Annotated in this window: 28 protein-coding genes; 18 read left to right on the forward strand and 10 right to left on the reverse strand. The window is 58.5% G+C overall.

The annotated features are described in order from the left end of the window. Positions 1-30: 30 nt before the first annotated feature. The 4 genes from ACP7BS_RS11885 to ACP7BS_RS11900 form a co-directional block, all read right to left on the reverse strand. Positions 31-807 (reverse strand): amino acid ABC transporter ATP-binding protein, encoded by a 777-nt coding sequence (locus ACP7BS_RS11885; RefSeq protein WP_113243548.1) that lies wholly within the window; start codon positions 805-807, stop codon positions 31-33. An 18-nt stretch (positions 808-825) separates the two neighbouring features. Continuing rightward, positions 826-1,983: an amino acid ABC transporter permease gene (locus ACP7BS_RS11890; protein ID WP_426238278.1), complete on the reverse strand. Its 1,158-nt coding sequence runs from the start codon at positions 1,981-1,983 to the stop codon at positions 826-828. Between the two features lie 4 nt (positions 1,984-1,987). Continuing rightward, the gene (locus ACP7BS_RS11895) at positions 1,988-3,181 is read right to left on the reverse strand and encodes an amino acid ABC transporter permease (protein ID WP_426230180.1); all 1,194 of its coding nucleotides are present in this window, start codon (positions 3,179-3,181) and stop codon (positions 1,988-1,990) included. A gap of 96 nt (positions 3,182-3,277) precedes the next feature. Further along, entirely contained in the window at positions 3,278-4,303 is a 1,026-nt protein-coding gene (locus tag ACP7BS_RS11900) for an amino acid ABC transporter substrate-binding protein (RefSeq protein WP_426238279.1), read from the reverse strand. 345 nt (positions 4,304-4,648) lie between these two features. On the opposite strand from ACP7BS_RS11900, the gene ACP7BS_RS11905 reads away from it, so the two are divergent. After that, on the forward strand, positions 4,649-5,839 hold the full coding sequence (locus ACP7BS_RS11905; protein WP_426238280.1) for a cystathionine beta-lyase: 1,191 nt from the start codon (positions 4,649-4,651) through the stop codon (positions 5,837-5,839). Between the two features lie 3 nt (positions 5,840-5,842). On the opposite strand, the gene ACP7BS_RS11910 is transcribed toward ACP7BS_RS11905, so the two are convergent. Both ACP7BS_RS11910 and ACP7BS_RS11915 read right to left on the reverse strand, forming a co-directional pair. Then, the gene (locus ACP7BS_RS11910; RefSeq protein WP_426238281.1) at positions 5,843-7,003 is read right to left on the reverse strand and encodes an FAD-dependent monooxygenase; all 1,161 of its coding nucleotides are present in this window, start codon (positions 7,001-7,003) and stop codon (positions 5,843-5,845) included. Positions 7,004-7,021: 18 nt separating this feature from the next. Next, positions 7,022-7,267 carry a zinc-finger domain-containing protein gene (locus ACP7BS_RS11915; RefSeq protein WP_037100916.1) on the reverse strand — a complete coding sequence of 82 codons (246 nt, stop codon included), beginning with the start codon at positions 7,265-7,267 and terminating at the stop codon, positions 7,022-7,024. A gap of 164 nt (positions 7,268-7,431) precedes the next feature. Here ACP7BS_RS11915 and ACP7BS_RS11920 point away from each other — a divergent pair, with 164 nt between their 5' ends. The 9 genes from ACP7BS_RS11920 to ACP7BS_RS11960 all read left to right on the forward strand — a co-directional run bounded on the left by ACP7BS_RS11920 (position 7,432) and on the right by ACP7BS_RS11960 (position 15,321). After that, on the forward strand, positions 7,432-8,217 hold the full coding sequence (locus tag ACP7BS_RS11920) for an alpha/beta fold hydrolase (RefSeq protein WP_426238282.1): 786 nt from the start codon (positions 7,432-7,434) through the stop codon (positions 8,215-8,217). 102 nt (positions 8,218-8,319) lie between these two features. Continuing rightward, entirely contained in the window at positions 8,320-9,147 is an 828-nt protein-coding gene (cysE, locus tag ACP7BS_RS11925; RefSeq protein ID WP_426126172.1) for a serine O-acetyltransferase, read from the forward strand. A 95-nt stretch (positions 9,148-9,242) separates the two neighbouring features. Continuing rightward, positions 9,243-9,446 (forward strand): DUF3126 family protein, encoded by a 204-nt coding sequence (locus tag ACP7BS_RS11930; protein WP_426230185.1) that lies wholly within the window; start codon positions 9,243-9,245, stop codon positions 9,444-9,446. 232 nt (positions 9,447-9,678) lie between these two features. Further along, the gene (locus ACP7BS_RS11935; protein ID WP_426238283.1) at positions 9,679-10,032 is read left to right on the forward strand and encodes a phasin family protein; all 354 of its coding nucleotides are present in this window, start codon (positions 9,679-9,681) and stop codon (positions 10,030-10,032) included. Positions 10,033-10,281: 249 nt separating this feature from the next. Beyond that, entirely contained in the window at positions 10,282-10,635 is a 354-nt protein-coding gene (clpS, locus tag ACP7BS_RS11940) for an ATP-dependent Clp protease adapter ClpS (protein ID WP_426230187.1), read from the forward strand. 9 nt (positions 10,636-10,644) lie between these two features. Next, positions 10,645-13,164, forward strand: a complete 2,520-nt coding sequence (gene clpA / locus ACP7BS_RS11945) for an ATP-dependent Clp protease ATP-binding subunit ClpA (RefSeq protein WP_426238284.1) — start codon at positions 10,645-10,647, stop codon at positions 13,162-13,164. A gap of 80 nt (positions 13,165-13,244) precedes the next feature. Continuing rightward, a complete protein-coding gene (locus ACP7BS_RS11950; RefSeq protein ID WP_426238285.1) occupies positions 13,245-13,982 on the forward strand; it encodes an AzlC family ABC transporter permease in 738 nt (245 codons plus the stop codon). Continuing rightward, positions 13,979-14,323, forward strand: coding sequence for an AzlD domain-containing protein (locus tag ACP7BS_RS11955; RefSeq protein WP_426238286.1), 345 nt, complete (start codon positions 13,979-13,981; stop codon positions 14,321-14,323). The genes ACP7BS_RS11950 and ACP7BS_RS11955 overlap by 4 nt, the downstream gene beginning before the upstream one ends. 74 nt (positions 14,324-14,397) lie before the next feature. Continuing rightward, positions 14,398-15,321 carry a phosphatase PAP2 family protein gene (locus tag ACP7BS_RS11960; protein WP_426238287.1) on the forward strand — a complete coding sequence of 308 codons (924 nt, stop codon included), beginning with the start codon at positions 14,398-14,400 and terminating at the stop codon, positions 15,319-15,321. Here the strand turns inward: ACP7BS_RS11960 and ACP7BS_RS11965 are convergent. Genes ACP7BS_RS11965 through ACP7BS_RS11980 form a run of 4 tightly spaced genes read right to left on the reverse strand, consistent with a single transcriptional unit; the run spans position 15,318 to position 18,172 of the window. Continuing rightward, on the reverse strand, positions 15,318-15,743 hold the full coding sequence (locus ACP7BS_RS11965; protein WP_426238288.1) for an HIT family protein: 426 nt from the start codon (positions 15,741-15,743) through the stop codon (positions 15,318-15,320). The genes ACP7BS_RS11960 and ACP7BS_RS11965 overlap by 4 nt on opposite strands. A 24-nt stretch (positions 15,744-15,767) precedes the next feature. Then, complete coding sequence (locus tag ACP7BS_RS11970; protein WP_426238289.1) at positions 15,768-16,961, reverse strand: GNAT family N-acetyltransferase; 1,194 nt, start codon at positions 16,959-16,961, stop codon at positions 15,768-15,770. A gap of 3 nt (positions 16,962-16,964) precedes the next feature. Continuing rightward, positions 16,965-17,690, reverse strand: coding sequence for a glycerophosphodiester phosphodiesterase (locus tag ACP7BS_RS11975; protein ID WP_426238290.1), 726 nt, complete (start codon positions 17,688-17,690; stop codon positions 16,965-16,967). A gap of 14 nt (positions 17,691-17,704) precedes the next feature. Continuing rightward, positions 17,705-18,172, reverse strand: coding sequence for a RidA family protein (locus tag ACP7BS_RS11980; RefSeq protein WP_426126181.1), 468 nt, complete (start codon positions 18,170-18,172; stop codon positions 17,705-17,707). A 154-nt stretch (positions 18,173-18,326) separates the two neighbouring features. Between ACP7BS_RS11980 and ACP7BS_RS11985 the strand changes: the two genes are divergently transcribed. The 8 genes from ACP7BS_RS11985 to rseP all read left to right on the forward strand — a co-directional run bounded on the left by ACP7BS_RS11985 (position 18,327) and on the right by rseP (position 25,616). Next, the gene (locus tag ACP7BS_RS11985; RefSeq protein ID WP_426230195.1) at positions 18,327-19,154 is read left to right on the forward strand and encodes a cell envelope integrity EipB family protein; all 828 of its coding nucleotides are present in this window, start codon (positions 18,327-18,329) and stop codon (positions 19,152-19,154) included. Between the two features lie 193 nt (positions 19,155-19,347). Continuing rightward, the gene (rpsB, locus tag ACP7BS_RS11990; RefSeq protein WP_264218918.1) at positions 19,348-20,115 is read left to right on the forward strand and encodes a 30S ribosomal protein S2; all 768 of its coding nucleotides are present in this window, start codon (positions 19,348-19,350) and stop codon (positions 20,113-20,115) included. A gap of 255 nt (positions 20,116-20,370) precedes the next feature. Then, positions 20,371-21,297, forward strand: a complete 927-nt coding sequence (gene tsf, locus ACP7BS_RS11995) for a translation elongation factor Ts (protein ID WP_426238291.1) — start codon at positions 20,371-20,373, stop codon at positions 21,295-21,297. A gap of 210 nt (positions 21,298-21,507) precedes the next feature. Beyond that, positions 21,508-22,230, forward strand: a complete 723-nt coding sequence (pyrH, locus tag ACP7BS_RS12000; RefSeq protein ID WP_037100954.1) for a UMP kinase — start codon at positions 21,508-21,510, stop codon at positions 22,228-22,230. 49 nt (positions 22,231-22,279) lie between these two features. Continuing rightward, positions 22,280-22,840: a ribosome recycling factor gene (gene frr / locus ACP7BS_RS12005; RefSeq protein WP_426230197.1), complete on the forward strand. Its 561-nt coding sequence runs from the start codon at positions 22,280-22,282 to the stop codon at positions 22,838-22,840. A 37-nt stretch (positions 22,841-22,877) separates the two neighbouring features. After that, positions 22,878-23,621 carry an isoprenyl transferase gene (locus ACP7BS_RS12010; RefSeq protein WP_426238292.1) on the forward strand — a complete coding sequence of 248 codons (744 nt, stop codon included), beginning with the start codon at positions 22,878-22,880 and terminating at the stop codon, positions 23,619-23,621. Next, positions 23,621-24,454, forward strand: a complete 834-nt coding sequence (locus ACP7BS_RS12015) for a phosphatidate cytidylyltransferase (RefSeq protein WP_426238293.1) — start codon at positions 23,621-23,623, stop codon at positions 24,452-24,454. Before ACP7BS_RS12010 ends, ACP7BS_RS12015 begins: the two co-directional genes overlap by 1 nt. A 28-nt stretch (positions 24,455-24,482) precedes the next feature. Beyond that, positions 24,483-25,616 carry an RIP metalloprotease RseP gene (gene rseP, locus ACP7BS_RS12020; RefSeq protein WP_426230200.1) on the forward strand — a complete coding sequence of 378 codons (1,134 nt, stop codon included), beginning with the start codon at positions 24,483-24,485 and terminating at the stop codon, positions 25,614-25,616. Positions 25,617-25,698 lie beyond the last annotated feature (82 nt).

Raw genomic sequence — 25,698 nt, forward strand, 5'->3', positions numbered from 1 at the left:
CTCTGATTCAATGCTGGAGACCGCTTGGCCTCAGTGCAGGATCTGGCTGAGGAACAGCTTGGTACGCTCGTGCTGCGGGTTGTCGAAGAATGCAGCCGGCTCGTTCTGTTCGACGATCTGGCCCTGGTCCATGAAGATCACGCGGTTGGCGACCTGGCGGGCAAAGCCCATTTCATGGGTGACGCAGATCATCGTCATGCCTTCTTCAGCAAGGCCGACCATGGTGTCGAGCACTTCCTTGATCATTTCCGGGTCGAGCGCCGATGTCGGCTCATCGAACAGCATGACGCGCGGGTTCATGCACAGCGAACGGGCAATCGCCACGCGCTGCTGCTGACCGCCGGAGAGCTGTCCCGGATATTTGTGGGCCTGTTCTGGGATCTTGACGCGCTTGAGGAAGTGCATGGCCACTTCCTCGGCCTGCTTCTTCGGCATCTTGCGAACCCAGATCGGCGCCAGCGTGCAGTTTTCCAGGATCGTCAGGTGCGGAAAGAGATTGAAGTGCTGGAACACCATGCCGACTTCGCGGCGCACCTCGTCGATCTTCTTCAGGTCGTTGGTCAGCTCGATGCCGTCAACGGCGATCTTGCCCTTCTGGTGCTCTTCCAGACGGTTGATGCAGCGGATCATCGTCGACTTGCCGGAACCCGACGGACCGGCAACAACGATACGCTCGCCGCGCATGACCTTGAGATTGATATCGCGCAGAACGTGGAAGTCTCCATACCACTTGTTCATGCCGACGATTTCGACGGCGACGTCCGTGGACGACACTTCGATTTTTAGCGGTTTGGCTTCAGCTGCCATTGTATTTCCCCTCACTCGTTATCGTTTGTGGCCCTTGTCGAGCTTTCGTTCCATGAACCCTGAATAGCGCGACATGCCGAAGCAGAAAAGCCAGAAAGTGAATCCGGCAAACACGAGACCCGACAGCGGCGTCACCGGCGATGCCCAGTTGGCGTCCGAGAAGTTCTGCCGGACGATGCCGAGCAGATCGAACATGCCGATGATCGATACCAGCGACGTGTCCTTGAACAGGCCGATGAATGTGTTGACGATGCCGGGAATGACCAGCTTCAGCGCTTGCGGCAGAATGATCAGCCGCATCTTCTGCCAGTAGCTCAAGCCCAGAGAATCGGCACCTTCCGCCTGTCCCTTGGGAATGGCCTGCAGGCCGCCGCGCACCACTTCGGCCATATAGGCGGAGGCAAACAGCGAGACACCGATCACGGCCCTCAGGAACTTGTCGACCGTCATGCCCTGCGGCAGAAACAAGGGCAGCATGACGCTGGCCATGAACAGCACGGTGATCAGCGGAATACCGCGGACGATCTCGATGAAGACGGTGCAGAGCAGGCGGATGACCGGCATCGTCGATCGCCGGCCGAGCGCCAGCACGATGCCAAGCGGCAGAGACACCGCAATACCGACGAAGGACAGGATCAGCGTGACCATCAGGCCGCCCCAGAGCGGAGTTTCCACATAGGGAAGGCCCAGAACGCCGCCGATCAGGATAAAGAATGACAGGACGGGCAGAACGCCGAACAGCAGGATGGCGTTGAGGCCCTTGTACGGAACCTTCGGGATCAGGATCGGGACCAGAAGTGCTATGAACAGGGCGCCCACCAGCATTGGACGCCAGCGTTCATCGATCGGATAACGCCCGAACATGAACACGTCGAATTTTGCGCCGACAAAAGCCCAGCAGGCGCCACTCCAGCCTTCCGGTTGCGAGCCGCCTTGAGCGGCCGTTGCGCAAACGCCACGCCCGCCGCCTGTCCAGGAAGCGTCGATGAACAGCCATTTGATCGCAGGCGGCAGAAATGCGGCAAGTGCGAGGATGGCGATGATCGTCAGCACCGCGTCCAACGGCGTGGCCAGGAGGTTTTTCCGGATCCAGGCGATATAGCCTTTCTCCAGCACCGGCGGTGTCGATTGTTCGAGCATGCTGGTGCGGACGAAGTTGGTCTGATGTGTGTTCATGATCTTATCTCTCCACCAGTGCCATCTTGGCGTTGAACCAGTTCATGATCGCCGATGTCGACAGGCTGAGCGTCAGATAGACGACGATCCAGATACTGACGATTTCGATCGCCTGACCGGTCTGGTTGAGGATTGTCCCCCCGGTCGACACCAGGTCCGAATAACCAATGGCGATGGCGAGAGACGAGTTTTTCGTCAGGTTGAGATATTGGCTGGTCAGTGGCGGGATGATGATCCGCATGGCCTGCGGCACGACGACGAGACGGGTGGTCAGGCCGGGCCGGATGCCGAGCGCGTGGGCTGCTTCCGATTGGCCATGGCTGACGCCGCGAATGCCGGCGCGGACGATTTCGGCGATAAAGGATGCCGTATAGAACGACAGCGCCAGGAACAGCGACAGGAATTCCGGGCCGATGACGGACCCGCCGGTCAGGTTGAACTTGCCGGCGACCGGTACATCGAAGGAAATCGGCATGCCGGTTGCGAAATAGGTGAGCAAGGGCAGGCCGATCAGCAGGCCAAGCACCGTCCAAAGCACAGGCAGGCGTTCCCCGGTCTCCATCTGCTTCCTATTTGCATATCGGGTAAAGAGAAAGCTGCCGACGACCGCGATGACAAAGGCGAGAAGAATGAACTGCGAACCGCTGTCGAAGACCGGCCGCGGGAAGGCCAGTCCACGATTGTTGATGTACATATCCAGTGGCAGCGCCAGCGATTCCTTGGGCTGCGGCAGAACTGCCAGAACCCCCGAATACCAGAAGAAAATCACCAGGAGCGGTGGTATGTTGCGGAATATTTCGACATAGACCATCGACAGCTTGGCGATCAACCAGTTCTTCGACAGCCGGCCGATACCGACCAGAAAGCCGATGATTGTCGCGGTGATGATGCCGGCAACGGCGACCAGGATGGTGTTGAAGAAGCCCACCACAAGCGCGCGGCCATAGGTCGAGTCACTGGAATACGCGATCAGCGACTGGCCGACATCAAAGCCGGCACGTCCGTTGAGAAAGCCGTAACCGGAGGCGATGTTGGCCCGCTTCAGGTTTTCACTGGTGTTCATGGCGACCCAGTAGATGAAAGCAATCAGCAACAGCAGAGTCACGGCTTGGTAGATGATGCCGCGAACTTTGGGGTCGTTTAAAATTGAGCCGGTCGGCTTGTCCTTGCCGGGCGGAATCGTGGCGTCGATCGTCATGCAGAGCCTCATAATCCCCTGATCGCCCTGTTTCGAGCGATTCTTATTTTTGGGAGGGAAAGCGGCCGAAACCGCTTTCCCGATTGTCGTATGGTCTTAGCGCACCGGCGGTGCGTACTGGATGCCGCCCTTGCTCCACAGCGCGTTCAGGCCGCGTTCGATCTTCAACGGGCTGCCCGTACCGATATTGCGGTCGAACACTTCGCCGTAATTGCCGACGGCCTTGATGACCTTGACGGCCCAATCGTTTTCGAGGCCGAGGTCGGTACCGATCTTGGTGTCCGCCTCAACGCCAAGGAAGCGCTGGATGTCCGGGTTCGTCGACTTCTTCATTTCCTCGACATTGGCCGAAGTGATGCCGAAGTCTTCAGCACCGACAAGCGCGTAGTGAACCCAGCTGACAATGTCAAACCACTGGTCGTCGCCCTGACGAACGGCCGGTCCAAGCGGCTCCTTGGAAATGATTTCCGGCAGGATGATGTGATCATCCGGAGCAGCCAGCGTCAAACGCAGCGAGTACAGGCCCGACTGGTCGGTCGTGTAAACGTCGCAGCGGCCGGCGTCATAGGCAGCGTTCACTTCTTCGAGCTTTTCGAAGACCACCGGGTTGTACTGCAGGTTATTGGCCTTGAAGTAGTCGGCAAGGTTCAGTTCGGTCGTCGTGCCGGTCTGGACGCAGACGGCAGCGCCGGACAGTTCAAGCGCCGACTTCACGTTCAGCGACTTGCGCACCATGAAACCCTGGCCGTCATAATAGTTGACGGCGCGGAAGTTGAAGCCGAGTGCTGTATCGCGGTTGATTGTCCAGGTGGTGTTACGGGCCAATACGTCCACTTCGCCGGACTGCAAAGCCGGGAAGCGGTCCTTGGCGGATGTCGGGGTGTATTTCACCTTGGTAGCGTCACCGAAGATGGCAGCGGCAATTGCCTTGCAATAATCGACGTCGAAGCCGCTCCAATTGCCGGATGCATCCGGGGAGGCGAAGCCGGTCAGGCCGGTGTTGACGCCGCATTGAAGGAACCCCTTCGCCTTAACGTCGCCGAGTGTCGTTGCCGATGCGGCCTGGGCGCCAATCCCCATGACGGCAGCGCCGATAAGCGCTGTCAGAATTCTTCTAGCCATTTTAGAACCTTTTTCTGTTGTCTTTGTTCTTGTCCCGCACAGCTGCGCTTGGATGCAGCGACGGCCCCCGCCACCCTCCTGGCGCGAGTACCGTCTATCTCATGCTCAAAACCGCGCAGGGTCAAGACGCGTTGCCGATTTTCCGGGTTGGTCTCCCAGAATCGTTGACTGCGCCGCATGTTTAGGCAGCTTTTGATCGTTTGGTGCACTTTTCTGTTCAAAAATTTGCCAGAAACTGAGTTTTCCACCCCCGTGCCGGAGTGCCGCAACGGAAGTCCCTTGACCCCCCGGGTCTGCGGGCCGAAAAGTCTGCGGACATGAAATTTTACAAGCGGACGCTATCCCATGACTGAAAAGAATGATTTCCTTGCCGGCGCCGGCGTGAACACCCGGCTGTCGCATATCGGCAACTCCCCCTCCGACTTTCATGGTTTCGTCAATCCGCCTGTGGTGCACGCGTCTACGGTATTGTTTCCAAATGCAAAAGCCATGGAAACAAAGTCGCAGAAATACACCTATGGAACGCGCGGAACGCCGACGACCGATGCGTTGTGCGAAGCTATAGATGCGCTGGAAGGCTCGGCAGGTACCGTCCTCGTGCCGTCGGGGCTGGCCGCCGTCGCCGTGCCGTTCCTGGCCTTTCTGTCGGCCGGCGATCATGCGCTGATCGTCGATTCGGTCTATTTCCCGACCCGGCATTTCTGCGACACGATGCTGAAAAGGCTCGGCGTCACCGTCGAGTATTACGACCCGATGGTCGGTGCCGGCATCGAAAGCCTGATCAAGCCGAACACCAAGCTCGTTCACACCGAAGCACCCGGCTCCAACACATTCGAAATGCAGGATATCCGCGGCATCTCTGCTGTCGCGCATCGCCACGGTTGCGTGGTGACGATGGACAATACCTGGGCGACACCGCTCTATTTCAAGCCGTTGGATCACGGCGTTGACATCTCGATCCACGCTGCGACCAAATACCCGTCCGGTCATTCCGATATTCTGATGGGCACCGTCTCGGCCAATGCTGCCCATTGGGAGCCATTGCTGGAGGCGCATGGGGCCCTTGGTCTGTGCGGCGCACCCGATGACAGTTATCAGATTTTGCGCGGTCTGCGCACAATGGGCATCCGTCTCGAGCGCCATCAGGAAAGCACGCTCAATATTGCCCGCTGGCTGGAAGAGCGCGACGATGTCGCCCGTGTGCTGCACCCGGCGCTGCCAAGCTTTCCCGGCCACGATCTGTGGAAGCGCGATTTTACCGGGTCAAGCGGCATCTTCTCATTCGTTCTGAAGGCCCACGGTCCGGAACAGTTCAAGGCAAAGGCGCATGCCTTCTTGGACGCATTGTCGATCTTCGGGCTCGGCTGGTCCTGGGGTGGCTTTGAGAGCCTGGCCGTCCATGTCGGTCTTTCCGACCGCAAAATCAGCAAGGCACCGACGGAAGGTCCGGTCATCCGGTTGCAGATCGGGCTAGAGGATGTGGCGGACCTGCGCAAGGATATCGAAGCCGGGTTTGCGGCGGCAAAGGCCGTCTGATCGTCAGTCCTTCGGCTCGTATCCGTAGAGCCAGTCGAAATCGGCGGCCAGGCTTTCCGGCCGCCGAAGCGACAGCACCAGATCACGCCCGAGCCGCACCGGGCCACGGGCGTGATAGGCAAAACGATTGAAAGCGCCACGGGAGCGGACGCGCGCCACACGGCTTTTGCGGTGATCGGCAAAGGCGCTCAGCGGCTTTCCATCGGCCACGAAGGACGCAAGCTCAAACGCATCCTCGATCGCCATTGCGGCACCCTGCGCGGCAAACGGCATCATCGCATGGGCTGCGTCGCCGATCAGAACAATATCGTCGCCCTGATTCCAGGCGCCGTCATTCACTTCGTAGAGTGGCCAGATCGTCGGCTCAATAACGTGCCGCAGCATCTCGACAATCTGAGGGTGCCATCCGGAAAAGGCTTCGAACAGTCGCTGCCGGTTTTCCTGCTTGGGCAGGGTGTTGTCCCATGGTTCTCCGGGATCGGCGCCGCTCGTAATAGCCACCACGTTGAAACTGCGCGCGCGCTGCAGGGGGTAGACGACAAGGTGCGAGCCGCTGCCAAGAAAGGCGGTGACTTTGGTTGTGTCGAAAAAAGCCGGAGCCTCAGCCTCACCGTGGGTGAAGCGCCAGGCTATATTTCCCGAAAATCTCGCCTTTCCAGCACCTTCTATCCGCTTCCTGACTTTGGACCAGACTCCATCGGCTCCAACCAAAAGGCGCGGTTCGCTGCCGATCATGCTCGTAAAATCGTATTGGTCGCCATCATCGATCTCCGTGCCGAGATGAAGGCGGCACAGCGGATTGGCGCTGACGGCATCAAGCAGCGTCTTCTGGAGGTCGGCTCTGTGGAGAACACCATAGGGCGCGCGCCAGCGATTGCGCGCGAATTCCCCGGATGGCACGGATGCGATCGTTTTCAGCGATACGCCGCTGACCAGAGTGATCGCTTGCGGCTCGCTCCACACGTTTTGCAGTTGTGGGAGAAGCCCGAGCTTCGTCATTATACGTGTCGCATTGGGCGACAGCTGCAGCCCGGCGCCGGCCTCGCTGAGGACGGCCGCCCGCTCGAAAATCTCAGTGGAAATACCTTTGCGGGCAAAACTGAGGGCTGCCGTCAGGCCGGCAATGCCGGCACCGGCGATCGCAACGGGCTGGTGCCTGTTCATGCCGGGAGCGTTTGCCGCTCAGGCCGCCTTCGCATTGAACGTGCAGCCGTCCGGGACCGTCTGATCCGCATGGAGCTTGGCATTGTACCGGTACAGCGTCGAGCAGTAGGAACAGACTTTTTCGTTGTCGTCGCCCATGTCGATATAGATGTGCGGATGATCGAAGGGCACGGATGCGCCCGTGCACATGAACTCCTTGACGCCGACCTCGATCACCGCGTGGCCGCCATCGTTTTGAAAGTGGGGAATACCGTGCCCGGCCATGTCATGCTCCGTCGTGTAGAAGAAGTGTCGAATTTGGCCGCACCATAGAAAGCTTTGCGTCAAAAGTGTAGCGGCAAAGATGCCGCGCCTGTGGGTTTTTTGGCGGGCCGGGGTTTTCCCCACGCTGCCGCTGTCATAGGTTCGCTCAAAACAGGACGCTTGCCATGGATCTCAATCCGCCCGCCTTTTCCACCTTCACCCATGATGGCCTGTCGATCGCCTATTTCGACGAAGGCGATCCGTCCGGCGATCCGGTCCTGCTGATCCACGGGTTTGCTTCCAGCGCCAATGTGAACTGGGTCTATCCGGGTTGGCTGAAGACGCTGGGCGATGCCGGATACCGGGTCATAGCACTCGACAATCGCGGCCATGGCGCCAGCGACAAGCCGCATGATCCGAGTGTCTATCATCCCGCGGCGATGGCTGGCGATGCGGTGGCGCTGCTCGATCACCTCGGCATCGCCGAAGCCCATGTGATGGGCTATTCGATGGGTGCGCGCATTTCGACTTTCCTGACGCTGGCGCATCCGAACCGCGTGCGCTCGCTCGTTCTCGGTGGGCTTGGTATCGGCATGGTGACCGGCGTCGGCGACTGGGATCCGATTGCCGACGCGCTGAACGCGCCGTCTCTCGATGTGGTCACCCATGAGCGGGGACGGATGTTTCGCGCTTTTGCCGACCAGACGAAAAGCGACCGCAAGGCGCTGGCCGCCTGTATCTCGACCTCGCGCGACCTGCTCACTGTCGAAGACATGGGCCGCATCGATGTGCCGGTGTTGATCGCCGTCGGAACCAAGGATGATATTGCCGGCTCGCCGCAGGAACTGGCCGCCCTGATCCCCGATGCCGTGGCGCTGGATATTCACGGCCGTGACCACATGCTTGCGGTCGGCGACAGGGTCTTCAAGAAGGCGGCGCTTGAGTTTTGGGCCAAGGTCGGGCAAGCGTAGCGCTGCATAAGCGTTTTGAGCGTCTATTTCGGGGCGGCCATTTATATCCAGTGCGATTTGGCCTATACCTGACGCATAGACGGACTACGAAGGAGAGTGGCGATGGTCGCCAGGACTGACATACGCCCGACCGAAACCGTGAAGATCATGGATCCGATCTGGGATAGTCTGCAGGAGGAAGCACGGATCGCTGCCCAGCAGGATCCCTTGCTTGCGGCTTTCCTCTATTCCACCATCATCAATCAGCGTTCGCTGGAAGACAGCGTCATCTACCGAATTTGTGAGCGGCTCGATCATCCCGACCTTCAGGCCAATCTCCTGCGTCAGACCTTTTCGGAAATGCTCGAGGACTGGCCGGAATGGGGCAGCATCCTTCGCGTCGATATTCAGGCCGTTTACGACCGTGATCCGGCCTGCACGCGTTTTCTCGAGGCAATCCTTTATTTCAAGGGGTTCCATGCCATCCAGACCCATCGCCTGGCGCATTGGCTGATGAACCGGGGGCGCCGCGATTTTGCGCTCTATCTGCAAAGCCGTTCCTCGTCGGTTTTCCAGACCGACATCAATCCGGCGGCGCGTATCGGCAAGGGCATTTTCCTTGATCACGCGACAGGGCTTGTCGTTGGCGAAACGGCTGTCATCGGCGATAACGTCTCCATTCTGCATGGTGTGACGCTCGGCGGCACCGGCAAGGAGGGCAGCGACCGTCATCCGAAGATCGGCAATGGCGTGTTGATCGGCGCCGGCGCAAAAATTCTCGGCAATATTCACATCGGAAATTGCTCAAGAGTGGCCGCAGGGTCCGTCGTTCTCAAGGAAGTTCCGTCCAAGACCACGGTCGCCGGTGTTCCCGCCCGAGTCGTCGGTGAGGCCGGCTGCTCTGAACCGTCCCGTTCGATGGATCAACTGCTGGTTTCCTTCGAGATCTGAACCGGCGACTGGCCACTTGGCGGCCAGCCGGGGGTTTACATCGATTGAGCCGCTGTGCGAAAAGCGGCGCAAATCAACCGTCATGGAGAAAAGACTTGAAGCCCGAAGAAATCAAAAAGCTCGAAGCTTATTTCAAGCGTACTTTTAACCAGGCAATAGTCATCAAGGCGCGGCCGAAAAAGGATGAATCTGCCGAGGTTTACCTGGGCGACGAGTTTCTGGGCGTGATCTTTCGCGATGAGGAAGATGGAGAGCTGTCCTACAGCTTCTCGATGGCAATTCTCGATATCGACCTGTAAACGCCATCTTCGGTTGAGCACGTGAATTTGACCCGGCCCTGATCTTCAGGCCGGGTTTTTTGATAAAATCATACTTTTTGATTGTTTTTTTGACAGTAAACGGTCAGATTTACTCGTCTTTCATCAAGCTGTTGCAATCAAAGCGTTTTATTGCGGTGCACGTATACATTGACTTTATGGTGCAGTGCACATAAAATATTGTGATTACGAGCGTCACAAAAGGAGCAGCCTGATGTTCAATTTCGAAGATGCGAATAAGAAAAGCAAAGAGAACATGGATACGTTGCTGAAAAGCTATGCGTCGTTGACGAAGGCTTTCCAGGCAATCGCCACAGAAGCTGCCGACTACTCCAAGAAGGCGTTCGAGGACAGCGTTGCCCACATCGAGAAGATCAGCACCGTCAAGAGCGTCGAAGCCGCTTTCGAGCTGCAGACCAGCTACGTGAAGACCGCATACGAAGGCTATGTCGCCGAAGCCACCAAGATTGGCGAAATGTATGTCGATCTCGCCAAGGACACCTACAAGCCTTACGAAGCGCCGGTTGCCAAGGCCACGGCCGCTGTAAAGGCCGCCGTCGCCGCTTAAGGCGCCATCACGCCCTTTATCCCTGAAAAACCGGCTGCGCGCCCCGCAGCCGGTTTTTTGTTGTCTATGCGCGACATTGGCGATAGGCGGCCCGAAGAAAGTTGGTCAATCTTGTGCTTCACGACGCAAATGTGATTGCAGTGCAGACGAACAGCCTTAAAATCTAAAAAAGAACCACTAGATTAAGTGTCACGAACAGGCCGCGAATTTCTCCCAAGCATTTGCGGCTGGACAAGGGAATGAAGTAGAATGATCGCCATGCCGGTCCGGATGCAAGCAGACAGCGACGGGGATGGGGGCAAGGCCAGCCGTGGCACGTCCGTCATCACTCGGACACAGCCGAAGACCAAGAAGCCGAGCCTTTATCGAGTCCTGCTTCTGAACGACGACTATACGCCTATGGAATTCGTGATTCATATTCTGGAGCGTTTTTTCCAGAAGGATCGCGAAGCGGCAACTCTGATCATGCTGCATGTTCACAATCACGGCGTGGGTGAATGCGGTGTTTTCACCTACGAAGTTGCCGAAACCAAAGTGACGCAGGTGATGGATTTTGCCCGCGAGCATCAGCATCCGCTGCAATGCGTCATGGAAAAGAAATGAGGAACTGACGTGCCAACATTTTCAACAAGCCTTGAAAAAGCCCTGCACCAGGCTCTGACGCTAGCCAATGAGCGCCATCACGAATATGCGACCCTGGAGCACCTCCTGTTGGCATTGATCGACGATGCCGATGCAGCGGCGGTCATGGGGGCGTGCAACGTCAATCTCGACGCATTGCGCAAGACCGTCTCCGACTATGTCGATAATGAACTGGGCAATCTGGTCACGGGCTACGACGAGGATTCCAAGCCGACGGCCGGTTTCCAGCGCGTCATCCAGCGTGCGGTCATCCATGTCCAATCGTCCGGGCGCGAGGAAGTCACCGGCGCCAACGTGCTTGTTGCGATCTTTGCCGAACGCGAGAGCCATGCAGCGTATTTCCTGCAGGAACAGGAAATGACGCGCTACGACGCCGTCAATTTCATCTCTCATGGTATCGGCAAGCGCCCTGGCGCATCCGAGGCGCGCCCGCCACGCGGCGCCGATGAGCCGGAATCCGAACAGAAGGCATCACGCGAACATGATGAAAGCGGCCCGAAGAAGCAGCAGGATGCGCTGACGGCCTATTGCGTCAATCTCAACGAGAAGGCCAAGGTCGGCAAGATCGATCCGCTGATCGGCCGCCATGCCGAGGTCAACCGGACCATTCAAATTCTCTGCCGCCGCTCCAAGAACAACCCGCTTTACGTGGGCGACCCCGGCGTCGGCAAGACGGCGATCGCCGAAGGTCTGGCCAAGCGCATCGTCGAGAAGAAGGTGCCCGAAGCGTTGCAGGACGCGACGATCTTTTCGCTCGACATGGGTACGCTGCTCGCAGGCACCCGCTATCGTGGTGACTTCGAAGAGCGTCTGAAGCAGGTTGTCAAGGAACTGGAAGAATATCCGGGTGCCGTGCTGTTCATCGACGAGATCCACACCGTCATCGGTGCCGGTGCAACGTCCGGCGGCGCCATGGATGCGTCCAACCTGTTGAAGCCGGCTTTGTCCTCGGGGGCGATCCGCTGCATCGGTTCGACCACCTACAAGGAGTACCGCCAGTTCTTCGAAAAGGACCGTGCGCTCGTGCGCCGGTTCCAGAAGATCGACGTCAGCGAACCGACCATCGACGATGCCATCGAGATCATGAAGGGCCTGAAATCCTATTTCGAGAACTATCACAAGCTGAAATACTCGAACGAGGCGATCAAGTCGGCTGTCGAGCTGTCTGCCCGCTACATCAACGACCGCAAGCTGCCGGACAAGGCGATCGACGTGATCGACGAAACCGGTGCGGCCCAGATGCTGCTGCCCGTCAGCAAGCGGCGCAAGCTGATCACCGAAAAGGAAATCGAAGCGACGATCGCAACGATGGCCCGCATTCCGCCGAAATCCGTTTCCAAGGACGACGAGGCCGTTCTCGCCAATCTGGAAAAGGAATTGCGCTCTGTCGTTTACGGCCAGGACCTGGCAATCGAGGCGCTTGCGTCGGCGATCAAGCTGGCCCGTGCCGGCTTGCGCGAACCCAACAAGCCGATCGGCTCCTACGTCTTCTCGGGCCCGACCGGTGTCGGCAAGACGGAAGTTGCCAAGCAACTGGCGGCGTCGCTCGGCGTCGAACTGATCCGCTTCGACATGTCGGAATATATGGAGCGCCATACCGTCTCGCGTCTACTCGGCGCACCTCCCGGCTATGTCGGCTTCGATCAGGGTGGCCTGTTGACCGATGGCATCGATCAGCATCCGCATTCTGTGTTGCTGCTCGACGAAATCGAAAAGGCGCATCCGGACCTGTTCAACATCCTGTTGCAGGTTATGGATCACGGCTCACTGACCGACCATAACGGCAAGAAGATCGACTTCCGCAACGTCATCCTGATCATGACGACCAATGCGGGTGCGTCGGAGATGGCAAAGGCTGCCTTCGGCTTTGGCTCTGCCAAGCGCGAAGGTGACGATGTGGAGGCGCTGAACCGGCTGTTCACGCCGGAATTCCGCAACCGTCTCGATGCGGTCATTCCGTTCGCTTCGCTGCCGACGCCGGTCATCCACCAGGTGGTGCAGAAGTTCGTCATGCAGCTGGAAACCCAGCTGGCCGAACGCAATGTCACCTTCGACCTGCAGCCGGAAGCCATCGCTTGGCTGTCCGACAAGGGCTATGATGAAAAGATGGGTGCGCGGCCGCTGGCGCGCGTCATCCAGGAACACATCAAGAAGCCATTGGCCGACGAAATCCTCTTCGGCAAGCTGAAGAAGGGTGGCGTCGTCAAGGTGACTGTCGGGACGAAACCGGATGGCGCCAAGGGCCTGTTGCTCGACTACGTGCCGGAGACGGCGCGGATCAAGCCGAAGGCGGAGGTAGTGACCCCCGTAAAAAAGGCGTCGAAGGCAGCCAAGCCGAAGGAACTGGAAAGCGTCGGCGCTGAGCCTGACGCGCCCGCCAAGCCGAAGAAGGCAGCCAAGGCAACCAAGGCTGACGAACCGGTCAGTGCCAAGGCGGCCGAGCCGCCCCGCAAGGGCAGCACGGTGCCGAAGGTGCCGCGCAAGAAATGACGCATCCCCAATAGAGACACGGTGCCGGACTTGATTGTCCGGCACCGTTTTTTTGTGGCAATGAACAGACGGATGTTTTGATGGACGATGGCCAGACGACCGGCTCGGGGCGGACATGGTTCGTGGCGGGCATGCGGGGAATTTTCAGCCTGCCGGCAATCATCCTGATGCTGTCGTTTGTCGGCTTTTGCGCCTTTACCGCCCAGGCCGGTATCCCTGTCGAGCAGGTCGTGTTCATGACGGGCGTCGTCTGGGCCTTGCCGGCCAAGGTCATCCTTGTCAGCTCGATCCTTGGCGGTGCCAATTTGCTCACCGCCTTTGTCGCGGTGACGCTGTCGTCCATTCGGCTGATGCCGATGGTCGCAGCGCTCGTCCCTGAAATTCGCACCGAAAAAACGCCCACTTGGCTGCTGCTGGTCCTCTCGCATTTTGTCGCGATCACGGCTTGGGTGTTTGCCATGGAAAAGGTGCAGGCGGTGCCGCGCGAACATCGCGTCACGTTTTTCGCCGGTTTCGGTATCACGCTTGTTCTGGTCAACATGCTTCTTGTGGCCGCCGTTTACCAGTTCGTTGCAGAGTTTCCGCCGATTGTCGCAGGCTGCCTGTTTTTCCTGACGCCGGTCTATTTCCTGGTGTCGATCTGGAGCTCCGCGCGTCATCCGGTCATCTACGTGGCAATGATCGCCGGTCTTGTGGCTGGGCCGTTCTTCTACTGGCTTGCGCCGGAATTCGATATTCTGCTGGCCGGTGTCGGTGGTGGAACATTGGCTTGGCTGGCAGAACGCAATTGGCGCAAGCGCGGGGAGGTTCGGGCATGACCGTGCTTGAAGGCTGGTGGGCCTATGTGTTCATTGCTATTGCCGGATGGCTTGCAACGGATATCTGGCGCTGGCTCGGCGTTCTCGCCGGTAATCGTCTGCGCGAGGATTCCGAAGTCCTCAATTGGGTGAGGGCGGTTGCAACAGCCTTGGTGGCAGCCGTCATCGCCAAGCTGATCCTCTATCCGACCGGCATTCTCGAGCAGTCGCCACTCTGGCTGCGGTTGGGATCGATCGCGGCTGGTGCGGCCGCCTTCTTCATCAGCCGCCAGAAACCGGCCGTCGGCATCGCCACGGCGATTGGTGTGCTGGCGATTGGTCTATATTTCCTTGGCTTCTGAGGACCTTTTGCAGCGCCGTTTATCCAATTCTTAAGCGAGGCTGCATAGCATGCTGCGCGTAGAGGGGCACAGCTATGATTTTTCTTCCCGTCGAGCGGTTTATTCTGATCGTGATCGCCACTCTTTTCTCTTTGGATTTCACGCTGATTATTCTCAAGGGCGTTGAAATTGATTTCTACGGGTATGCAAGCGTCGCGGCGATCGGTCTGGCAATGATCGCGTTGGGCCAATATTATCGAACTATCCGGCCCGACTTGCGCGTTTCTGCTACTGTAACGGCAACAGGTTTGTTCATCATTTTCACTCTTGGCGGCTCGATTTTCAACTATATGCTTTTGCCTGTTCACTTCCCGACAATCGATGGTGTGCTTGCGCAAATCGATACAGCCATCGGTTTTTCTTGGCTTGAGACGATGATCTGGCTGTCAGGATACCCTCTGTTGGTCGGGCTGTTTCACATCATCTATGTGAGCTCTCTGCCCCAGATGATTATCGTCATTCTCATTCTCGGCTTCAGCGGCAAGACACATTCGCTGTACCGGTTTCTGTTGACGGGCATGATCGGCGTATTGGTCGCGATGATTTTTTGGTTCTTTTTTCCATCATTCGGCACCGCAGCCTTATATTCTCTACCGCCTGCTGTCCGTGATGCCATGCCGCTCGCGGTTGGGCCGGAATACGGCGCGCAATTGAACCGCCTTGCGCTCCATGGTGTGTCTTATCTAACGCCAAAAGATGTGCTTGGGCTTATCGCTTTCCCATCTTTTCACACCGTCATGGCGTGCATGTCGGTCTACTTTCTTCGGCATTCGCGCGTTCTGTTTTTTATCAGTTTGGCAATCAATTCAGTGATGCTGCCCGCGATCGTTGTCCAAGGTGGGCATCATTTGACTGACCTGTTCGGTGGTTTCGTTACATTTGGTTTGGCGTATTGGCTGTCCGGTATCGTTGTGGGTGAAGCAAACGCGAGACAGACCATGCCAGCCACTTCAAGTTAAAGCGCGTCCCTGATCCTCTCCGCATTGGCCGCAAGCACGGTCCCATCTTCCATCTGGCCGGAATGCGGCCGCAGGGGCACGCCCTCGTGACGCGGAATGACGTGGAAGTGCAGGTGAAAGACCGACTGACCTGCGGGTGCCTCGTTGAACTGCATGATCGTCACGCCATCGGCGTCGAAGGCCTCCTGGGTGGCGATCGCCACTGTCTGTACGGTAGCAATGAGAGCGCTGAGCGTCGCCGGATTCGCGTCGAGAATATTGCGGGAGGCGGCCTTCGGAACGACCAAAACATGGCCTTGCGCCTGCGGCATCACATCCATGAAGGCAAGGACATTGTCGTCTTCATAGACCTTGTGGGCGGGAATTTCGCCGCGCAGGATCTTGGCGAAGATATTGTTGCTGTCATAGGCGGCGCTGGTCATCTGGATCTCTCCTCAAAATCCTGTTCAATCGTCGGTCTCTTGCCGCTCGCCTTTGCGGAACGGGCTGTGCTCGGCCAGGATATCGCTCATCTGCTCGACCTCCTGCCGTTCGCGTTCGAGATAATCGGCAACGGCGCGTTTCAACCCCGGATGGGCGATGAAATGCGCCGAATGGGTGGTCGCAGGCAAGTATCCTCGCGCCAGCTTGTGTTCGCCTTGGGCGCCCGCCTCGACACGCTGCAATCCCTTGGCGATGGCAAAATCGATGGCCTGATGGTAGCAGACCTCGAAATGCAGGAAGGGGTGGTCTTCGACCGCGCCCCAGTGACGGCCATAAAGCGCATCGCTGCCGATGAAGTTGATGGCCCCGGCGATGTATTTTCCGTTGCGCTTGGCCATGACCAGCAGGATGTCATCGGCCATGCGTTCGCCGATCAGCGAATAGAATTTGCGTGTCAGATAAGGGCGGCCCCATTTGCGGCTGCCCGTGTCCATGTAGAAGGAGAAGAACTGGTCCCAGATGCTTTCGGTCAGGTCCCTGCCGGTCAGCCAGTCGATGCTGATACCGCCTTCGAGTGCGGCACGGCGCTCCTTCTTCAACGCCTTGCGTTTGCGCGACGCCAGCGTTTCGAGAAAGTCATTGTGCGACGCGTAGCCGTCGTTGAGGAAATGGAACTGCTGGTCGGTCCGATGCAGGAAACCGGCTTGTTCGAAGGTCGGAACCTCCTCGTCCGGCAGGAATGTCACATGCGCTGACGAGACCTGGTGACGGCGGGTAAGTTCCTGGAGACCGGCGGCAAGCGAACTGCGAACGACACCGGCATCGGCCGTCATGGCGGTCAGTAGCCGTGGCCCGGTTGCCGGTGTGAAGGGAACCGAGCATTGCAGTTTCGGATAATAGCGCCCACCCGCCCGTTCTAGAGCGTCGGCCCAGCCGTGATCGAAGACGTATTCGCCTTGGCTGTGATTTTTCAGATAGCAGATCAGCCCGCCCGCCAGGCCGCCATGGCCGTCTTCCATCAGCAGATGCTGGCCGAGCCAGCCAGTATCGGCAGTCGCCGAGCCGGATTCTTCCAGAGATGACAGATAGGCATGCGAAATGAACGGATTGTAGAGGCCGCCGGGTTGCCCCTTGGCGGCGCCTGACAATCCGTCCCAGCTGTCCTTCGAAATATCCTGAAAGGATGTCTCGACGCGGATTTTGACGTCACCGGTCATTCTTTAAGCGATAAGCCTTTCCTTGGGATCGAAACCCTCGAATGTCATCTGATCGGCGTGAGCATAGGTGTGATCGACGCCGGCCTGATCGCGCACGGTCCAGGTCAGGATCGGCCGGCCGAGCGAACGTTCCTTGGTGATGAACGAGTTTGGCAAATCCCCGTAGAAATAGGAAATGAAATCAAGCCCGAGCTGCATCGCGTCTTCGTGAACGAGGAACTGCTCCGGCTGGTTGCCGCCGGCTGTGAGGCCGATCGGGTAGGGCGGGTCCTGGGCTTTGAGATCTTTCAGCAGCCAATGGTCGAAACTCATCAGGGCAATAGGGCCGTCATAGCTTTCCAGCGCCTCCAGCACCGCGTCGGCAAAGCCCTCGTCGTCGCCCTTGCGGCCTTTCAGTTCGAGCACGATCGGCACCCGGCCCTTGACCAGCCTCAAAAGCTGTCCGAGCGTCGAGATCTTGTCGGCGGTGCCGCCGATGGCGATGAGCCCGAGTTCGCCAGCGGTCTTTTCGCGGATGTCGCCCTTGATGCCGCAAAGCCGCTGCATGTCGTCATCGTGAAAAACCACCGGCACGCTGTCGGCGGTGTATTGCAGGTCGCATTCGATGGCGAAGCCGTTTTCCGCCGCCTGGGAAAACGCCGAAAGCGTATTTTCCCAGATGGCATGGTTCATGTCGTGATAGCCGCGATGAGCGACCGGTTGCGCCGTCAGCCAGGACAGATCTTTCATGGATATCGTTCCGCTCAGGCGATTTCGATTACGGCGTCGATTTCGACGGCGGCATTGAAGGGCAGGGCGGCCATGCCGACAGCGGCGCGCGCATGAATGCCGGCATCGCCGAGGACCTTGGCGATCAGGTTGGAGGCACCGTTCATGACCAGATGCTGCTCGATGAAGGTCGGCTTGGAGGCGATGAAGCCGTTGAGCTTGACGATGCGGCGAATGCGCGAGAGATCGCCGCCCAGCGCTGCCTTGGCCTGGGCAAGAATATTGATGGCGCAGAGTTCGGCAGCACGCTGGCCGGTGGCGACATCGATGCCGTCGCCGAGATGGCCGGTGACTGCCACCTTGCCGTTTTCCATCGGGAGCTGGCCGGAGATATAAAGGTGCGATCCGCTGATGACGAAGGGAACATAATTGGCGGCGGGCGCTGCAGCCTGTGGCAATGTGATTCCCAGTTCCGTGATGCGTGCTTCAATATCTGCAGACATGGATAACTCCGGTCATTGTTGTGTTTTGTCGTCAAATGCTGCATGCACAGCATGTTTCATGAAGTGGTAAAATACCGCATCTCGAACAGTGATGCCTCGCTTTTGCCCGATGTGTTCTTATAGCATCATCAGCGAATCCAACAGGAGGAAACGGATGTTTCGTTCAGGCTTTGCCTCTGTCATTCTGGCATGGGCGTGTTTATCGGGTGTGACGGTCGGCGGGGCTTCCGCTGCGTCAGCCAACATCCTGGTGCCTCACCGCGCGGTCTATGATCTGGAATTGAAGGACGCATCGGAGCGCTCTGGAATTTCCGGTATGTATGGGCGGATGGTCTATGAATTCAATGGCTCGGCCTGCGAAGGCTATACCGTCAGTTTCCGGTTTGTGACCAAGGTCGATACGGGCGACGAGGTCAAGCTGACGGACCAGCAGACGACGACCTACGAGGACCTGAAGAACGGAAATTTCCGCTTTTTGACACGTTCCTTCACCGACGAAAAGCTCGACAAGGAAGTGCGCGGCTCGGCCCATGAGGCCAAGCAGGGCCTGACGGTCGATCTGACTTCTCCGGACAAGCGCCAGGTCGATCTCGCGCAGGGCCTATTTCCGACCGAGCATATGCTCGACGTCATCGACCGGGCAAAGAAGGGCGAGACGCTGTTTGAATCGCGGATCTTCGACGGCTCCGACGCCGGCGACAAGACGCTGATCACCACCACCATGATCGGCAAGCCGCAGAAGGCTGCTGCTGGCGACGCCGACGCCGACAAGGCAGCCGCCATGGCCGCAAAACCCTACTGGCCGGTGACCATTTCCTATTTTAACGACAATGCCACCGGAGACGCCGTGCCGATCTACCGCATGGAGTTCAAGCTCTATGAAAACGGCATCACCCGCGACCTCACCATGGACTATGGCGATTTCGTCCTGACGGGCAAACTCGCCGATCTGGAAGTCTTCAAGCAGGAAAAGTGCAAATAGGTCCGAGCGACCGGCCTGCCGCTATTTTCCGAGTTCGCCCTTGATTTATCGGCTGGCAGGGGGTAAGGGCAGCGCATTCCACACGTAAGGTTTGGGACCGTCCGGGAGAAATCCGGGCAGTTCCACCCGGTGGTACTCTCGAAGAGAGTGCTGTTTGCCTTGCGGAGGTTCAACCGGAAAAGGAGAAAAAGGCATGGCATTGCCCGATTTTAGCATGCGTCAGCTTCTGGAAGCTGGCGTTCACTTCGGTCACCAGACTCACCGCTGGAACCCGAAAATGAAGCCGTACATCTTCGGCGATCGTTCGAACGTTCACATCATCGACCTCGCACAGACCGTTCCGTTGCTGTCGCGCGCGCTGCAGGTTGTCAGCGACACGGTTGCCAAGGGCGGCCGCGTTCTGTTCGTCGGAACCAAGCGCCAGGCATCCGAAATCATCGCTGACGCTGCCAAGCGTTCGGCTCAGTACTACGTCAACGCCCGCTGGCTCGGCGGCATGATGACCAACTGGAAGACGATTTCGAACTCGATCCAGCGCCTGCGCAAGCTCGACGAAATCCTGAACTCGGAAGCGTCCGGCTTCACCAAGAAGGAACGCCTCAACCTCGAGCGCGAACGCGAAAAGCTGAACCGCGCACTCGGCGGTATCCGCGATATGGGCGGCGTTCCGGACCTGATGTTCATTATCGATACCAACAAGGAATCGATTGCCATCGACGAAGCAAAGCGTCTCGGCATCCCGGTTGTCGCGATCATTGATTCGAACTGCGATCCGGACCGTATCGACTTCCCGATCCCCGGCAACGATGACGCTTCGCGTGCGATCTCGCTGTATTGCGATCTGATCTCGCGTGCAGCGCTTGACGGCATTGCCCGTCAGCAGAGCTCGTCGGGCCGCGACCTCGGCGCTTCCTCCGATCTGCCGCTTGAGCCGGCTCTCGAAGAAGCCGCTGAAGCCTGATAGGGCGGGGCGGCGGTTCATCCCGCCGTTCCTTTAGACACGATCAGGATAAGGCCGTTTACGACTGAAAAAGTGAACGGCCTTGTTCTTTTGCATCGGACCAGCCCATCGGGTGCCGGTCTCAACGATGCCCACCACCGCGATGAACCCTTTCATCACGATGTCACATTCAGGGGTCATGCCCTGCCACATCCTCCTGGTATCGCGCCGGCTTTCTGGCAGCGCGCCAGCCGAACAAACGAAGAGGCAAAAAAGATGAGCACTATTACTGCAGCAATGGTGAAGGAACTGCGCGAAAAGACCGGCGCAGGCATGATGGATTGTAAGAAGGCACTCGGCGAAACCAATGGCGACATGGAAGCCGCGATCGACTGGCTGCGCGCCAAGGGCATCGCCAAGGCCGACAAGAAGTCGGGCCGTGCAGCTGCCGAAGGCTTGATCGGTATCGCCAGCAGCGGCACCAAGGCCGTCGTCATCGAACTGAACTCGGAAACCGATTTCGTTGCGCGCAATGATGCCTTCCAGGACCTCGTTCGTGGCGTCGCAGCTGTTGCTGTCGGCACCGACGGTTCTGTCGAAACCATCAGCGCAACCACCTATCCGGCAACCGGCAAGTCGGTCGCTGAAAGCATCACCGACGCGATCGCAACCATCGGCGAGAACATGGCTCTGCGCCGTTCGGCCCTGCTGTCGGTCGAAGAGGGTGTTGTTGCCACCTACATCCACAATTCCGTTGCTGACGGCCTCGGCAAGCTCGGCGTTCTCGTCGCGCTGAAGTCGACCGGCGACAAGGATGCCCTGAACGCCATCGGCCGCCAGGTTGCCATGCATATTGCTGCGACCAACCCGCTGGCCATCCGCTCGACGGAAGTCGATGCAGCCGTCGCCGAGCGCGAGCGCAACATCTTCATCGAACAGGCCCGCGAATCCGGCAAGCCGGATGCGATCATCGAAAAGATGGTTGATGGCCGCATGCGCAAATTCTTCGAAGAAGTCGCCCTTCTGTCGCAGGCTTTCGTCATGAACCCAGACCTGACTGTCGAAGCTGCCGTCAAGGAAGCTGAAAAGACTGTCGGCGCTCCGATCGAAGTTGTCGGCATGGCCCGCCTGCTTCTCGGCGAAGGCGTCGAAAAGGAAGAAACCGACTTCGCAGCTGAAGTTGCAGCTGTCGCCAAGGGTTGATTTCTTCATCCTGATTGGGAAAACCGCCATCCTTGTTGGGAAACATCCGGGGCATCGCGTGACAACGCGGTGCCCTTCGTGTATCCGGCATTATCATCACATTGGCGCAGGCTCCTTCGGGGAACATCCGGATGATATCGGCCGCGCTGGGGTGAACGGACCAGTTTTATGCACCATCTCGCATGTGTGCCTTCTTGGACAGGAGTGACGATGTCGGCCGAGCCTCTCTATAAACGTGTGCTGCTGAAAGCTTCGGGCGAAGCGCTTATGGGCAACCAGGGGTTCGGGATCGATGTCGCGGTGGCTGACCGGATTGCCTCGGACATTGCCGAAGCCCGCGCCATGGGTGTCGAAGTCGGCGTCGTCGTTGGCGGCGGAAACATTTTTCGCGGCGTCGCGGTTGCCTCCAAGGGCGGCGACCGGGTGACCGGCGACCATATGGGCATGCTGGCGACCATCATCAACGCACTGGCACTGGCGACCTCGCTGCGCAAGCTCGATGTCGATACCGTCGTGCTCTCGGCTATCGCCATGCCGGAAATCTGCGAGAGTTTTTCGCAGCGCGCCACGCTGTTCCATTTATCCCAGGGGCGCGTCGTGATTTTTGCCGGCGGCACCGGCAATCCGTTCTTCACCACCGATTCGGCAGCCGCCCTGCGGGCCGCCGAGATGGGGGCGGAAGCGATCTTCAAGGGCACGCAGGTTGACGGCATCTATACCGCCGATCCGAAGAAGGATCCGACGGCCACCCGCTTCGACCGCCTGACGCATAGCGAAGTCCTGCAGAAGGGCCTCGCCGTGATGGATATCGCCGCCGTCGCACTGGCGCGCGAAAACAGCATTCCGATCATCGTCTTCTCGATCCACGAGAAGGGCGGGTTCGCGGAAATCTTGACCGGCGGCGGCCGGGCAACCATCGTAACCGACAATTGAGCAGTTAAGGGCGGTCGCAAGACCGCCGCGATAAACGGGAGTTTGATCCATGAGTGAAGGTATTGACCTAAATGACCTGAAGCGCCGCATGGATGGCGCCATTGCCGCGTTCAAGAGCGATATCGCCTCGCTGCGCACCGGCCGGGCATCGGCCAACGTTCTCGATCCGGTCATGGTCGAGGCATACGGTTCGCGTGTACCGCTGAACCAGGTTGCCAACATCACTGTTCCCGAATCCCGCATGCTCGGTGTTTCGATCTGGGACAAGTCGATGGTCAACGCCGTCGATCGCGCCATCCGTGAATCCAATCTCGGCCTCAATCCGATCGTTGATGGTCAAAATCTGCGCATTCCATTGCCGGAACTCAACGAAGAGCGCCGCAAGTCACTGGTGAAAGTCGCGCACGACTATAGCGAAAAAGCCAAGGTCGCGGTGCGCAACGTCCGCCGCGACGGCATGGACAGTCTGAAAAAAGCCGAAAAGGATGGCGATATCGGTCAGGATGTCAGCCGGAGCCAGTCCGAAAAGGTCCAGAAAATGACAGATGAGATGATTTCCGACATCGACCGCTTGCTCGGCGATAAGGAAAAGGAAATCATGCAGGTCTAGTCTGCCTTTTTCCGAGTCTCTGTTTTTCGGGCCACCGATGTCAAACCCATTGCTTAGAAATGTCCCCACGCACGTTGCCATCATCATGGATGGCAACGGACGCTGGGCCAATTCGCGCGGACTGCCGCGGACGATGGGACATCGGAAAGGCGTGGAAGCCGTGCGCGAGGCGGTCCGCACCGCAGGCGAGGTCGGTATCCGGTATCTGACGCTCTTTGCTTTCTCATCTGAGAACTGGAGCAGGCCGGAAGCCGAAGTGTCCGACTTGATGGGACTGCTCAAAGCTTTCATCCGGCGCGACCTGGCGGACCTGCATCAGCAGAATGTCCGCATCCGGGTGATCGGCGACAAGAACAATCTTCGCGGCGATATCTTGCCTCTGCTTCTGGAGGCAGAGGATACGACGCGCAACAATACGGGTATCACACTGGTTATCGCCTTCAACTACGGCTCTCGCGATGAAATGACCCGCGCCATGCAAGCTCTGGCGGTTGACGTCGCCCAGGGGCGATTGACGGCCGACCAGATCACGCCGGAGCGGATTGCCAGCAAGCTCGATACGGCAGGTATTCCGGACCCCGATCTGGTTTTGCGCACCAGCGGCGAGGAGCGGTTGTCGAACTTCCTGCTCTGGCAGGCCGCCTATTCCGAATTGTTGTTTGTCCCGGAACTATGGCCTGACTTCGACCGCGAAGTCTTCCTCAATGCCCTGAAGACCTATGCCGGGCGGGAACGCCGGTTCGGTGGCCTGTCGCAGCCAACGCTTGCGGTTGGTTCCTGATGCAGAGCGAACTGAGACTGCGCATCATCTCCGGTATCATCCTTGCTGCAATCACCCTCGGTGCGACCTGGGCCGGCGGCACGGTATTCGAACTTCTGTCCGTCGCCATTGCCGTTCTGGTCTATTACGAATGGTCGACGATCACCCGGCTTGCCGAGCGTGATTTCCAGGGCAACGCTTTCGGTTGGCTTTCACAGGCGGTCATTTCCGGTCTCATTCTGTTTGATGGCGCTCATGTTACCCTGCTCGTCTTGGCCGCATGCGCGGCCATGGCAGCGGTCTGGGTGTTTGTGCGCGGCGGTAGCTGGTGGCTGCCTAGCGGTATTGTCTATGCCGGGCTGACCGGTATTTCCCTCTCGGCTATCCGCGGCGAGGGCGATATCGGCCTGATCGCCATGGTTTTCATCTTTGCCGTGGTCTGGGCGACAGATATCCTTGCCTACTTTACCGGCCGGGCGATCGGCGGCCCGAAGCTCGCGCCCCGCATTTCACCCGGAAAAACCTGGTCCGGTGCAGTCGGCGGCACGATTTGCGGGGTGATCGCGGGCGTTGCGGTGTTCATGAGCTATTTTTCGCTCAACGATGCACGCGTTCCGCTTCTGGCGCTGGCGCTCTCGGTATCCAGCCAGATTGGCGATCTCTTTGAATCCTATATTAAGCGCCGGTTTGGCGTGAAGGATTCGAGCAAGCTTATTCCCGGGCACGGCGGCGTCATGGACCGGGTTGACGGACTTGTTTTTGCCTGTTTTGCCGCGCTTTTAATTGCTTTGGTGCAAGTCGTGTCCACCGGTGGACAGAATGTGCCCCTGGGGGCAATCCTGCTGACGCCGTAAAACGCCCGCATACCTGATCGAGGACCTTATGGCTTACCTGGCCGATACACTTCAACTGATTGTCGGCTACATCGTGCCGTTCCTGCTGGTGCTGACGCTGCTCGTCTTCGTGCACGAAATGGGACACTATCTTGTCGGCCGCTGGTCCGGCATCCGTATCCTGGCTTTTTCCGTCGGTTTCGGCCCCGAGCTGTTCGGCTATACCGACAAGCAGGGAACGCGCTGGAAATTCTGTGCCGTCCCGCTCGGCGGCTATGTGAAGTTCTTCGGCGACGAGGATGCGGCCAGCGTCCCCGATTATAGCAAGCTGGACCAATATTCAGCCGAGGATCGCGACCGGACCTTCCTCGGTGCCAGGCTCTGGAAGCGCGCCGCCACGGTTGCTGCAGGGCCGATCGCCAATTTCATTCTGGCGATTGCGATCTTCGCTGTGCTGTTTACGGTCTACGGCAAGCCGATTGCCGATCCGGTCGTGGCGGAAGTCAAGGAAAACAGCGCTGCCGCCAAGGCAGGCGTGTTGCCGGGTGATCTGCTCGTGGCGATCGACGGCACGCACGTCACGACATTTGACGATGTGCGCCGCTATGTCAGCATCCGACCGGAAACGCCGATCACAATCCAGATCAAGCGCAAGGGCGAATTGCTGGATCTGCCGATGGTGCCCCAGCGCACCGAAATCACCGACCAGTTCGGCAACAAGATGGAACTCGGCATCATCGGCATCCTGACGAATCAGGAAACCGGAAATTTCCGCCTTGAAACCTTTGGTCCGATCGAAGCCGTGGGGCAGGGTGCTGTCGAAAGCTGGCACATCGTCACCGGCACGTTCAACTACCTGGCGAACCTGGTGACCGGCCGGATGAAGGCCGATCAGCTGGGGGGCCCTATCCGTGTCGCCCAGGCGTCCGGACAGATGGCGACGATCGGCGTCGCTGCCGTTCTGCAGCTGGCGGCGGTTCTGTCAGTTTCCATTGGACTTCTTAACCTAATGCCGGTTCCCGTACTTGATGGCGGGCATCTGATGTTTTATGCGGTGGAAGCCGTTCGTGGGAAACCGGTCGGACCACGCACACAAGACGTCGCGTTTCGGATCGGTTTTGCCATGGTGCTGATGCTGATGGTGTTTGCCACATGGAACGACATAAGTTCGCTCTTAGGCTAGTATTTAAGGCCTGTGGCGATGGTACGGGCGCAAGAGGGATGATCAGCTTTGTTGGAAGTTCAACAGGTTGATCGAAAGGAAT

The sequence above is a fragment of the Pararhizobium sp. DWP1-1-3 genome (assembly GCF_049896125.1).
GTDB lineage: Bacteria > Pseudomonadota > Alphaproteobacteria > Rhizobiales > Rhizobiaceae > Pararhizobium.